The following is a 13,397-nucleotide window of genomic DNA, read 5'->3' as shown; positions in this document are numbered from 1 at the left end:
ATAATTTATGTTAAACCGGAGTACCGGATTCAACCTTTCACAGCGCCTAAAGTCAGCCCTTTCACGAAATATCGCTGGATGAACGGATACAGAAAGAGGATTGGTCCAATGGTGATTATGGTGACCGCCATTTTAAGCGAGTTTTGCGGCATGCCGCTCAAGTCGACGGATGCTCCACCGCCAGATAGTTGCATAACTCTTCGCAGTTGGTCGGAGTTCGTGACCAGATTGTAGAGAAGCGACTGCAGTGGTCGCAAATTCTCATCCGAGATAAACAACATGGATAAATACCAGTCGTTCCAATAGTTCAGGGCAACAAAGAGCGTAACCGTCGCAAGCACAGGCTTGCTTACGGGAAGGATAATAGAATTGAATATACGGAATTCGTTCGCCCCATCCATAAATGCGGATTCGCTTAACGCTTCCGGCACTCCTCGCATGAACGCTTTCAGAACAATGATGAAGAAGACATTAAGCAACGAAGGCAGAATAAGTACAAGCAAATTATCTTTCAAATGCAAGTATTTGATGATCAGGATATACCAGGGAACCAGACCAGCGTTGAATAGCGTTGTGAAGAAAAAATAGAAAGCCAAGCCGTTCGCTATACGGAAATTGCGCTTATGAATGACATAAGCCGTCATAGCCATCAAGTATACGCTCGCTATTGTACCGATTACCGTAACCATTATCGTAATGCCGTAAGCTCTCAGAATGATCCTCGGGTCTTTAAGGGCGACCTCGTAAGCTTTGAGCGTGAAGGAAGACGGGAATAATGTATATCCGTTACGTACAATTTCCTGTTCATTGGTGAAGGAAGAAGACAGGACCATTAGAAATGGCACGATGCATATGATCGCAAAGGCTCCAAGCAGTAGATATGATATGATGTTAAAGATCACGACATCCGCAGTTGTTTTTTTCAAGCTGTTACACCTCCTTTTTAGAAAAGCGAGTAATCCTTGTTGTATCTCTTGACCATATAATTCGCTAGTATGATTGTGACAAAACACAGTATCGATTGGTAGAAGCCGGTAGCTGCCGCCATGCCTTCCTCCCTTGTTGTTAGCAGGGATCGGAAGACGAATGTGTCGATAACATCGGTCTTGTCGAACAGCACACCGTTGTTCTGGATAAGCTGGTAGAACAAGCCGAAATCTCCTCGGAAAATGTTCCCGATCGCAAGGAGCACCAGGATTACGATGGTTGGGATAAGAAACGGCAGGGTCAGATGCCAAATTCGGCGGAAAACATTCGCCCCATCAATTTCTGCAGCTTCGTAAATTTCGCTATCCACACCCATAATTGCAGCCAGGTAGTAGACCATCCCGTAACCAATAGACTTCCACGCACTGACAAGGACGATCAAGTACGGCCAGTAACCTGGAGAATTGTAAATGTCGATAGTTCCAGATCCGTTCGATCGCAAGAAGCCGTTAATGATACCCGAATCAAAATCAGCAAATCCGTTGACCAGTAGCCCTACGGTTACCCATGATACGAAATAAGGCAGAAACAGCATCGACTGCGTAATTTTGCGAAACCACTTGCCCGCTATTTCCACAAGTGCAATTGCAAGCACGATCTCTAGAATGTTGTTAACAACGATAAAAGCGATGTTGTACAAAAAGGTGTTGGTCGTCACAAGCATGGCCTTTCCTGATATGAAGAAAAACCGAAAATTGTCAAATCCCGTCCAAGGACTTCCTAAAATACCGTCTTGGTAGTTGTATTGCTTGAAGGCAATAACCAATCCGGCAATGGGCAAATAGTTAAAGATGAAGAAGAAGATGACTGCCGGCAGAGACATCATTACCAATAGCCGGTTCTTGATCAGATGCCGCAGTATCGATTCGCGTTTCACTGTTGAACCCTCCTGTTGTCTTTGTAATTATCGCAAAAGCGTTATCATCATCATGACGGATTACCAACACATATTTAACCAGACAGAATTGTAATCTAGCCAAATATATTGTACTATCGTAACTAATATGAATTTCGAAAGAAGGTACTCTTCGTGCTGAAGATAATAATCGCGGATGATGACCCATTTACGCTTCAGGGAATTATCGGGGCAATTCCCTGGAACGAATTAGGAATCGGGACTGTGTACCAGGCCAGCAATGGGAGCAAGGCATTTGATATCGCACGCCGGGAGCGCCCGCAACTGCTGTTAACCGACGTGCGAATGCCCAAAATGGACGGTATAGAGCTTGCGACCGCTTATCGGGAACTGGATCCGGACTGTCAAATCATTTTCATGAGTGGCTTCTCTGACAAGCAATATCTGAAATCGGCCATTAAGCTTAGAGCCGTATCCTACGTCGAGAAGCCCATTGAATTAAGCGATCTGCAGGACGCCCTCCGGCTCGCGGTTTCGCAGGTTCGATCGACAAGGGTGACTCCCAAAGCGGAGACGGATGTGATCCAAGCCGCTATGCCTCTCATCTCAAGCGAGCTGGCGCTAGTAATTACGAAACCGCAATCCGATAAAGAGCGAATCAATGAGTTGATGCTACTTGCCGGATATACATTTCCTGCCCGGATGCGTTTGCAAACGTTGCTTGTCAAAATCCGTAATAAGAATATGGTAAAGCCGGAACAAATGGAAATGACAGCGGATTACATCTATGGTTTGGCATCTGGATTGCTGACAGAATCCAATACGACAGGCATTGCCGCAGTGAAAGACGAGTCTCATATCATCATCCACCTGTACGTCACATCCGGCAATTTGGACGACCTCCGGGATGTTGCCGATCGGTTCGCCTCGAACTTATTGGATATCCTGCCGGACAAGGACATTGTATTCGTCGCGTCAGGCAAGCCGGTCATAGGATTGGCCGGTGCTGAAGAATCCTACCGCACAGCCGTCATGGCCTTGCAGTATATGTTCTTTAACGGTTATTCCGTATATGGGTATAACGAAAACAAGACACCTTCGTATTCCTTCGTCCCTCATATAGCAACCATGTTCGAGGAGCATCTGTCCAAGCTGGAAATCGAGCAATCGATTCGGCTTATCTCCAGTCTCACCTTCGATATCAAGCAGCATAAGAACACGATGGTCAATTATGTAAAAGAAATCTTTTTCCAACTTCTGATGGCACTGGTCCGGGCGTCGGCAGATCGGAACATTCGCTTGTTCGACAATGTCGATAGCCCGGGCTTCTTATGGAACATGATGAACGAATTCGACACCATAAGCGAGCTGAGGGATTTCCTCGTCATGAAGGTGGAACGCTATGCGTCGCTGAGCACGGAAAAATCCCCGTATAGCGGTATTGTTAACGACATCCATCAATTCGTGCATGACCATTACGCTGACGCACATCTGTCCATCGGCCAAATCAGCGCCCACACCCTGCTTACGACTTCGTATCTGTGCAACCGCTTCAAGCAGGAAACGGGTCAAACGATCAATCATTATATGACGAATTACCGGATTGAAAAAGCCAAAGAGCTTCTGCGTGATCCTTCGCGCAAAGTGGCGGATGTGTCGAAAAGCGTGGGGTATAGCAACGGAGATTACTTTGCGAAGTGCTTCCGTAAGATTACCGGAAGCAATCCATCCGAATACAGGGAGGGACTCGAATGATGAGGTTAAAGGCAGCCCGGCACTTCCCATTTTTCTCCGATCTCAAGCTTAGACATAAACTGATCCTTTCCTTCTTCGTGTTGATCGTCCTTCCACTCGGCGGCTATTTCTATCTGTCTTCGGAGCAGCTCTACAAGCAATTCTTGAACAGGACCTCATTCTCGGTCTCGCGAAATTTCGACCAGTCATTCTCCTTTCTCTCCTATAAAATTCAAAAAATCCGCTCTGCCAGCGATATCCTGTTGTCGGAGAAAATGCTTACCGATGTAATGACCTCCGATGCGCGCACCGATGATTTCTTCAAGCAGTACAGAGATTTTCTAGATTTGCGGCCGTTCTTATCTTCCTTCGAGGACAAACGGGATATCCAAAGCGTCAAATTGTTCGTTAACGAACAATTGTTTTATTCCGAAGAGAACGTCAACCTGTTCAGTCTACAGAAAGCACGTCAGACCTATTGGTTCAAGCGGTTAATGGACAACGGTGAAGGGATTTTATGGGCCCCCGGCTCTTACTTCACGGATTCGGATGCAGACAGCAATAGTTTCTTGGCGGTTCTACGGCCATTTCGTAACCCCAATGATTACTCTGAATTTCTTGGCGTCATTCGATTGGACATTCCGGTAGACGCGGTCATGGATATCTTAATCAACGCTGCTCCCATCCGGAACAGCCTGACGTATATCGAGAATTCCAACGGGGATAACGTCGCCAGTTCGAATCTTACGCTTCAACGGGAATATAAGATTGGTAAGGATGAGGTGATTAGCTCCGCTAAGAGAGGCCCTCATTTTGTCAAACTGGCGAATTCATCCCATCAAGTGTATCTCCAAAGCAGAATGATCCCCGGGACCGATTGGTATATGGTTACAGCGGTTCCGCTAGAGGAGATTGCTTCCGAGAGCAAAGCAATGCTGCAGAATTCACTCATCCTGCTCATCGCAATCGCTTTGATCGCTTTTCTTCTATCCATTCTGATTTCCAATTATATGACTTCGCGCTTAACCCAGATCATGCGTAAAATGCGTAACGTGCAAGAAGGCAACGTCGCAGCGCTCTCATTGCCCCCATCCAGGGACGAGTTCGGGGAGTTGATCGAGAATTACAATTATATGGTCGGCAAAATCGGGTTATTGCTGGAAGATCAATTTCTGTCCGGACAAGAAATCAAGAGTGCGGAGTTAAAAGCGCTGCAGGCGCAAATTAATCCTCACTTCCTTTACAACACGCTTGATATGTTGAAATGGATGGCTCGAAACGGAATGACTGACGAGATTGGAAAGGTTGTAACCTCTCTTTCTAAGTTCTACAAACTCAGCTTAAGCATGGGAAATACGGTCATCACCATCCGTGATGAGCTTCTCCATGTCAGCAGTTATATGCAAATCCAAAGTACTCGTTATGCGAATAAAGTTCTGCTCGACATTCAGGTGGATGAAGAGATTCTGGAATACGGAATACAAAAAATAACCCTTCAGCCTATCGTAGAGAACGCGATCATCCATGGTATTCTGTGTACGGAAGAGGAGACCGGAACGATCCAGATTACAGGCAAATTGGACAAAGGTGATATTGTGATTATCGTTTCTGATGACGGAGAAGGGATGTCTCCGGACGTCTTGGAGAAACTGCTTACGAATGATCTCAAGAATCGAACAAGAGGGAGCGGATACGGCCTGCGAAACATTAATGAGCGGATCCATTTGTTTTATGGTTTGGATTACGGACTTACTTTTGATAGTAAACCAGGAATAGGGACGGCTGTTTCGATCCGTATTCCTGCTCGGATATTATAGTTCCCGCATTGATTGGAAGAGAATTCTCCCAACGAATCTAAAAAATTCGCCCTCTACTTAGTCAAAAACTCCAAGTTGAGGGCGAATGTTCTTCATAAGAAAGAGCCTCAGATTTTCTTGCGGATGCCCAGTTCAATCAATCGTTAAAAATTCAACAACCACTTTGATGGCTACCTTTGCGGTAAATAGTGAATTTGATCAAACACAAATACCTTTAATTTCCGCTTCCTATCTTCCCCACCTTACTTCTTTTCCAACAGGAAGTGGACAGCAGGGATTGTGCCGTCAAGCATAAAGGTCACACCGTCCTCAGTAGTCGTCCCTTCGATGCTAGCTATTGGGGCTCCGACCGTGTCCAGGGCAGTAAGGGTTGCAGAATTACATCGTACGAAAAGATTACCTTCAGGGGTATCTGCGTACAATTTCCCCTGATGATCGACCGTCGTCACGAATCCTTCTACGGTGAAGATGGTTTCGTCCATGCCGGTTTCTCCGAGAATCGTCAGTAGAATCGTTTCCGTCCGTTCTACGGAAGGGCCGTTCACTGGCAGCGCTGCTGCGGAGATTCGATCGTTGCTGAGAGTCAGGGAAATATCCTTCGTCAACGTGATCCCGCTGACCGGATTACCGCTGAAGTAGGAGCACCCTTCGGTACGGATACGGAAGGTTCCCGCCTCTGGGTCAAAGTCCAGCTCGCCGGTATCCGAGACGAGCGCATTGCCGACAAGGCCTCGATCATGAGGCAGTAGACCCCAACGCTTGAATGCGGCATCTAGATTAGCGGCAAAAGCGGTGTAATCGCCATGTCCAGCCAAAGAAGCGATGTCATCGAAAACGAGGGTCTTGTCGCCAAGCTTCGCGCCGGGAAGCAGCTCATCGGTCTCGGCGGCAAGCCGCTCCAGCCGTCCTCCACCAGCAGCATGCCGCCATGCGTCCCGATAAGACGACCAAGCGAAGTATACGGAACGTTCCGCCTGGGAAAGATCGCCGTTGTTCACAAAGCCTGCCGTAATCGCTACGTCCGCGTCCCCCGTATAGGTATCTCCTTGATCCAGAAACACGTTGCGCATGTTGGTGATATAAGGAAGAAAAGTATTCGGCATACTAAAGGAAGCCGGCAAGGTCTTTAGATCGTTCTTCGTGAATACCAGATCCACCCGGTGCTCCGCAGGGCGCACGAGTCCCTTAAGGAACACTGTCGCCATGAAACCGAACTGGCATATCAACGACGGGTCGTTATAAGCGTCGAAAATGTCGGTAATCACATCGTCGGGCTGATCGTTCCAGCTTTCGGACGTATGATAGCAATAGAGCATGAGACCGTCCCAATCGTTCAGGCAAGCATATGCCGCCATCGATAGGAATGCCGTAGAGTGGAAAGGATTCACGCCATACTCATTCCACTCGCTCAGAATAAAGGGCTTGCCCCTAACCGCTGCCGTGGTAGCCATTTGCAACATTTCGGTGCGCATGAATATGCCATCCTTGTGCACGTGCAACGGATTGGACGTTACATATTCCCGCATGCCCGGCACAACTAGCGTTTCCTGATGAAAAGGCGGCATCGGATGGTTGAAGTACGTATTGTTCATCATAATGTCGCCGTCCGAATGGGAGTAGACATCCGCAGCACCGTTCAATAGGTTACTGGTGTTGATAGGCACTTTCGCCCCCAGTGATCGAACATGGTCAATCATTGTGCCATAATACCGCCGGTTTATATAGATGCCGAAATCCGTAAAATCGGCATAGCGGGCGGGGCTTCCTATGCCCGTCCATTCCCCCATAGGGTTGTTGGTCACTTGGTAGAAGCTGCCCTCGGGGAAAAGCACGGTGCCCGCTTCTGGGTCTTCATCTTCGCCAAGCGCGCATGTTCCGTTAAATGTCCATGCTTGGGCCAGATTTTTCCTTGTGTCATACTTGGCAAGCAGGAACCGGTTGAAGCGGCGTTGCAGCTCCTGCCGGTACGGCGCAATACCCTTCTCGTTCTTAATGTCCTCTGTACCTTTAATGACAGAGTCCTCGTTCGCGATCTGAATGCTCATGACCGCAGGGTCGTCAATTAAGGCCAAGCCGGTGTAAGGATTTACGTGGCAAAGGAGTTTAGTCGCATATTCTTTCTGAAGCTCGATCAAACGTTCATTCACATGAGTAAAACTCTTAAAGGGAAAGCCTGGCGCATCAGGATAATCCAGATCGTCTCCGTCTATAAAAGCACGAGCCACCAAGAGATCCACTTGCAGGTAAATGCCTTTCTCTTTTAACTTCGCAACAAAATAATCAAAGCGATCTAGGCCCTTCTCATTGAAGATTCGGCTTGAACCGCTATTGTAGTCGATCAACGGGTTATCGAGACTCGAGCTCCAGCCGGAGGGGCCGAGGGGCGCATCGGCTGCATGAAGGCGGACGACATTAACGCCCAAGGACGCAAAGCGTTCCGCGAGACGCTCCGCTGTTTCATGGTCAGGCGTATTGGAACGAGTGGGCACATTAAATCCAATGAATTTCGCACGAGTGCCATCCTCAAAGTATAAACGCCCATCTTTAACTTCCGTGAACCCATGCTTGCCCGCAGGCGCGTCCAGTAACCAGGAAAAATCCAATGCACCTACGTTTGGAGCGGTCTTATCGATTTTGATTCTCTGTTTCATATTAATCCTCCTATTTTATTGAAGTATAGAAACTAGTTTGCATTTACAGCGTCAATCCGCCGTCCACCACGATAATCGAGCCTGTCATATAGCTGGACTTGTCAGACGCCAGGAACACGACCATCTCCGCAATCTCGGAAGGTTCTGCGAATCGCCCGAGCCGCATGTTAGGGAACTCTTCAGGTGTATACCCGGATTCCTGCATCATCATAGGAACGGACTGAGTCAGCGCCGTATCGACACCACCTGGGCATATGGCATTCACGCGAACACCCTTGCGTACATATTCAATCGCCGCTGCTTTCGTCAGACCGATGACGGCGTGCTTGCTTGCGGTATAAGCGGCCATACTATGCTCGGCACGCAATCCTGCGGTCGACGCTGTGTTAATGATCGAACCGAACCCTTGGCCGTTCATTACCTTAAGCACTTTCTTCAATCCAAGGAAAACACCCCGAACGTTAACGTTCATCATGCGATCGAAATCGGATGTATCAAGATCCTCGATCAGCGAGAACTTCTGCAGAATACCGGCGTTGTTAAAAAAGACGTCGATTCGACCGTACGCATCCATGGCCATCTTCGTATATCGTTCAACATCCTCTTCCTTGGAGACGTCTGCTTGAACAAACATGCCTTCTCCGCCTTGTTCGAGGATGAGTTTAACCGTCTCTTCGCCCGTCATGGTGTTAAAGTCGACGGCGACGACCTTGAATCCTGCTTGGGATAACTTAATTGAAGCAGCACGGCCAATACCTCCGCCGGCTCCTGTCACGATCGCGACCCCATCCATGGATTGGGTTACCTGTTGGCGTTCGCTACGGTCGTTCTGCCGAGGACTCGGCTGATCATCTGTTGGAATACTCGCTAAATCCTTCACAATCGCAGAAAGGAGGTCCGCGGGAATATTCGCCTGCGGAAAAGCGCTAAATTGCTTCAAGGTGAAGCTCTTTCCCATACTTACCATCGGACTTGTCGTGACTCCAGGCAAATGCTTTTCCAAAACTCCAGCCGCAGCTATATGACTAAGTAATTCGCCCAATGTTGAATTTTCCGAAAATGTCATTTCATGCACCTCCATTAGGTATGTTCTAATTTTTCTATCAATGATCTTCTCCGCTCCTCTTGCAAATTGCTTCTAGAGAGCCTGGAACTGCGTGTATGCTATATACTGACGGACGGAGACGACGGAATTCACGATGTAGTCAAAGAAGGTGCTCGAAGCAACCCCCTATTTCGTGACCGGTCGGAAGTTGCTCGGATCGATGTGTTTTGGCTGGCACAACCATCCGCCGTAAACGTTCACGGAGATTTTACCACCATCGGTTTATCCATAAAATGCACGGTGCAAAGCATCAAAACGCGCTTGCTGCTCGTTTTTTGAAATCCGGGCATCATTCACTGCGGGGGAGCCATGAAATGCGCCTGGATAGACATGTAGTTCCGTAGGCACTCCTGCGCGGATTAAGCGTTGGGCATATTCCATACTCTCATCCAGAAAAAGATCAAGGGCTCCTACAGTGATGAACGTTGCCGGCAGCCTGGTCAGGTCCTCGGCCCGGGATGCTGAAGCATAGTAAGATACGCCATCAATACCCGGTTCATGTCCCAGATATGAAGTCCACCCGAAACGATTGCTTTCTGCCGTCCACATATATTCACCGTTGTATGGGTGAGGTTCTGCTATACATGTACGATCATCCAGCATAGGAGCTGCAATTCGTTGAAAAATAATTGGCACTTCACCTCGGTCACGAGCGAGCAAGGAAAGGGAAGCTGCGAGACCTCCGCCGGCACTCTCCCCTCCAATCGCTATGCGGTTCGGATCAATGCCTAATTCTTCCGCATGGTTGTACATCCAAAAGAGTGCAGCGTAACAATCCTCGATTGGTCCAGGGTGGCGAGTTTGCGGTGCCAATCGATAGTCGACGGATACGATACTGCATCCGAGTGCTACTGCCATTTCCGCAGTGTCTACCTGGTCAGCTTCCGGAGACCCCATCACCATGCCCCCACCATGGATATATAAATAACCGGGTCGCGGAGTACTTGTATTAGTTGGCGTAAATACGAGGACTCGTACTTCCGGAGCCCCCTCGGGACCGGGAACAAACTTTTCCGATACTGTGAGTGGTAAATCCTCCGGAAGCGGCCTAATTTGGTTTCCTAAGAGTTCAATGACATAGGGTAATACTTCCCTAGTTAATCCCCCATCAGGCAACGAGTCCGCATATGCCTTTAATTCCGGGTCAATCAGATGAGCACTTCGTTTCATGTCCCAAAACCCCCAATGTTTGAAAGATAATCGAGTGCGGTTCCACTTAATATTTTTCTGCGCTTTTATTAATCGTTGAGTTTGATGAAAATACCTTTCGTTCTACTGTTAATTTGTCACCTAGAGCCACTCAACGCCTTTAAACTGATATTTATACTAGACATTGAGCGGATTGCATGCATGTATATATATACTCCCTCTATTTCCCATTAAGAGGTGAGTCCTTAGCGCAGTGCCTTTAATTTCGTATCCAGCTCGTCGAGCATGCTCGCATCCATGGGGTAATGAGCGGCAAAATCCCTAATCGAAACGTCTCGAACTTTGTACCAAAGCGCACCCGGATCCAGCTCGAAACCGGGAGGGACCATAGGGGAGATCAACTCTCGAGCATGCTGGTTCTCGGCCAGAACGACCAGCGGCGTATACGTGCTGAGAATTTTGATATAGCTCTTGGTCGGCATGTAACGGATCACGTAGTTACCGCTTTCCAACTCGAGCTTAACGTCATCACCCTCTTGAATCGCGGGCACAGTAGGCGCGGGACCGTCGATCGACAGAAGATCCGCCGAGGCGCGCGGCAGGCGAACGAGAGCTGTCGAATGAAACGGGATCTCGAACCGGAATTCGAGCCGCCCCTCTTCGTCGAATGCCCACTCGCTCCTATAGGTGCCTGCCGCGGAATCGATCACGGCTTTCGCCCACCGCAAGCGGAAGTCCGGCTTCGGCGCCAGCTTTATTCGACGGAAGCCCGGTGCTTCTTCGTCCGGGTTCATCCCCGCGATCACCCGGTACATCCATTCTGCGATCGCTCCATAGGCATAGTGATTCAGAGAGTTCAAGCCAGGCGGGCCGATCTTCCCGTCCTCATTAATCGAATTCCAACGTTCCCAGATGGTCGTGGCTCCCAGCTTGACGGCATAGAGCCAGCTCGGATAGTCGTCGTTCAGGAGCAGCGTATAGCCTAATTCTTCGCAACCGTTATCCGACAGGGCAAAGTTCAGATAAGGCGTTCCGACGAAGCCGGTTCGGAGATGATTGTTGTCTTTCCGAAGACGAATAATCAATCCATCCACGACGCGCTTCCGGTACGACGCCGGCACCAAGTCCATGTACAGCGCCACCGCATACGCCGTCTGGGTATCGAGCGCGAGACGTCCGTTCTTCGAGAAGAACTCATCCTTGATGGACTGCTTGACTTCCCCGGAGATTCGTTCGTAATAAGACACATCATCTTCTCGTCCCAGCACTTTTGCCGCCTTCGCGACTAATCGCGAGGAATAGCAGTAATAGGCGGAGGCAATGAAGTCCGTGTCGGTGCCCCCCATCGCCGAATCGGGATTGCTTCCGTCGAGCGCAAGCCAATCTCCGAATTGGAACCCGACCGTCCAGAGCCTCCGGCCGCCCGAGCCTTCGTCGGCACGGATGATGAAATCGACCCAGCTCTTCATGCTCTCGTACTGCTGCTTCAGAATCGCCTTGTCTCCGTAGTGGAGATATACATTCCAAGGAATGATCGTGGCCGCGTCCGCCCAAGCGCTGGAGCCGCCGCTCGGAACGTTCACGGCGGGCACGACCATCGGAACCATCCCTCCGCGATCCTCTTGTTCCCGGGCCATATCGTAACCGTACTTCGAATAGAACACGTACGAATCCATGTTGAAACAAGCCGCCCCGGAGAACACTTGGGCGTCTCCCGTCCACCCCATCCGTTCGTCCCGTTGCGGGCAATCCGTCGGAACGTCCAGAAAATTGCCCTTCTGTCCCCACAGCGCGTTCAGAAACAATCGATTTACGAGCGGGTCGCTCGTCTCGAAACTGCCGGTCTGCTCCAGATCAGAGTAGAGGACGCAGCCTGTGAAGTCGTTCGGATCGAGCTCGCCTGGCCAGCCTTCCACCTTCACGTAGCGGAATCCGTAGAAAGTGAAGAACGGACGGACGACCGCTTCCTCCCCATCAGCCGTATAGACATATTCAGCCTTGGCCGTTCGCAGGTTTTCCCGGTAGAAGTTGCCATCCTGCAAAACCTCGCCGTGCTGAAGCCGGATGACCGTTCCCTTCGGAGCGCGTGTACGGAATTGAATCCAACCGACCATGTTCTGGCCCATGTCGAGCACCTTCTCGCCTGCTGGCGTGTGGATCACCTCGATCGGCTTCAACTCTTCCTTCACAACAACAGGTAAGCTCAGCCTCGCCTTCAGGCGTTCTAATCCGAGGTTGCCTTCGCGAACCGAGTACGATTCCGTCGCCGTGAATGTCGCGTCGTAGATTTCTCCGTCATACAGGTTGCCGCCTATGACCCTGCTTCTTTCCGCCGTCCATTCCGTATCGGATTTCAGGACCTCCGTCGTTCCGTCGGCGTACTTCACTCGAATCTCGCACAGAAGTGCGAACTCGCTGCCATACAACTCCTTCGAATGACCATCGAACCCGAAGCGGCCCTTGTATAACCCGTTGCCGAGGGTGACCTCTACGCGGTTGTCGCCTTCGCGCAGCATCGGTGTAACGTCGTACGTCTGGTACTGCAGCCACTTGTGGTAGGCGTTGAAGTGCGGAGCAAAATATTCGTCGCCGGCCTTTATGCCGTTCATTTGCATCTCGTACAATCCGAGCCCGCAGACATACGCCCGCGCGGAAGCGATCGGCCCGGCTAGCTTGAACGTCCGACCGAGCACCGGATGGTGCTCCTTGTCCATTTCGGGAACAATCCACTTCGCCTCCCACGGTTCGTCCAGCTTCGCCGTCTCGAACCAAGCGATTGGGCTGACGGCATGGTCGCCGTTGTCCGCCCATACTTCTACCCGCCAGTAGTAACGGGTTCTCGGCTGAAGTTGGACCGGCAGTTCGAAGGAAATGCTGTCAATATCAGTGCGCTTGCCGCTATCGAATACGACGGACGAGAACGCTTCGTCCAGCGCGACTTCGTATCGGGCGGCGATCTGCTTCTTCGCGTCGGTACCCGTCACGACGTAAGAAAGTCGAGGCTGGGCACCCATGGAGAATCCCAACGGATTTGTGATACGATTGGTTTTCAGTTTAGTGATGATCATGAGCATCGTTCCTTTCAGAATTAACATTTC

At 49.8% G+C, this 13,397-nt stretch carries 8 protein-coding genes; 2 read left to right on the top strand and 6 right to left on the bottom strand.

Going from position 1 to position 13,397, the window contains the following annotated elements:
* Positions 1-29 precede the first annotated feature (29 nt).
* Positions 30-926, bottom strand: a complete 897-nt coding sequence (locus NYR53_RS10210) for a carbohydrate ABC transporter permease (protein ID WP_261305062.1) — start codon at positions 924-926, stop codon at positions 30-32.
* Between the two features lie 17 nt (positions 927-943).
* Positions 944-1,864 (bottom strand): ABC transporter permease, encoded by a 921-nt coding sequence (locus NYR53_RS10205; RefSeq protein ID WP_437180141.1) that lies wholly within the window; start codon positions 1,862-1,864, stop codon positions 944-946.
* A 153-nt stretch (positions 1,865-2,017) separates the two neighbouring features.
* Here NYR53_RS10205 and NYR53_RS10200 point away from each other — a divergent pair, with 153 nt between their 5' ends.
* Both NYR53_RS10200 and NYR53_RS10195 read left to right on the top strand, forming a co-directional pair.
* Positions 2,018-3,598, top strand: coding sequence for a response regulator (locus tag NYR53_RS10200; RefSeq protein ID WP_261305061.1), 1,581 nt, complete (start codon positions 2,018-2,020; stop codon positions 3,596-3,598).
* Positions 3,595-5,394 carry a sensor histidine kinase gene (locus tag NYR53_RS10195; protein ID WP_261305060.1) on the top strand — a complete coding sequence of 600 codons (1,800 nt, stop codon included), beginning with the start codon at positions 3,595-3,597 and terminating at the stop codon, positions 5,392-5,394. Before NYR53_RS10200 ends, NYR53_RS10195 begins: the two co-directional genes overlap by 4 nt.
* A gap of 242 nt (positions 5,395-5,636) precedes the next feature.
* On the opposite strand, the gene NYR53_RS10190 is transcribed toward NYR53_RS10195, so the two are convergent.
* The 4 genes from NYR53_RS10190 to NYR53_RS10175 form a co-directional block, all read right to left on the bottom strand.
* A complete protein-coding gene (locus tag NYR53_RS10190; protein WP_261305059.1) occupies positions 5,637-8,045 on the bottom strand; it encodes a glycoside hydrolase 5 family protein in 2,409 nt (802 codons plus the stop codon).
* A 43-nt stretch (positions 8,046-8,088) separates the two neighbouring features.
* On the bottom strand, positions 8,089-8,838 hold the full coding sequence (locus tag NYR53_RS10185; protein WP_261306317.1) for an SDR family NAD(P)-dependent oxidoreductase: 750 nt from the start codon (positions 8,836-8,838) through the stop codon (positions 8,089-8,091).
* A 534-nt stretch (positions 8,839-9,372) separates the two neighbouring features.
* Positions 9,373-10,320 (bottom strand): alpha/beta hydrolase, encoded by a 948-nt coding sequence (locus tag NYR53_RS10180; protein WP_261305058.1) that lies wholly within the window; start codon positions 10,318-10,320, stop codon positions 9,373-9,375.
* A gap of 224 nt (positions 10,321-10,544) precedes the next feature.
* Positions 10,545-13,394, bottom strand: coding sequence for an alpha-L-rhamnosidase (locus NYR53_RS10175; RefSeq protein WP_261305057.1), 2,850 nt, complete (start codon positions 13,392-13,394; stop codon positions 10,545-10,547).
* Positions 13,395-13,397 lie beyond the last annotated feature (3 nt).

Source organism: Paenibacillus andongensis (assembly GCF_025369935.1).
Classification (GTDB): Bacteria; Bacillota; Bacilli; order Paenibacillales; family NBRC-103111; genus Paenibacillus_E; species Paenibacillus_E andongensis.
The sequence above is the reverse complement of the archived record's forward strand: the minus strand, read 5'-3'. Positions and strand labels throughout refer to the sequence as shown.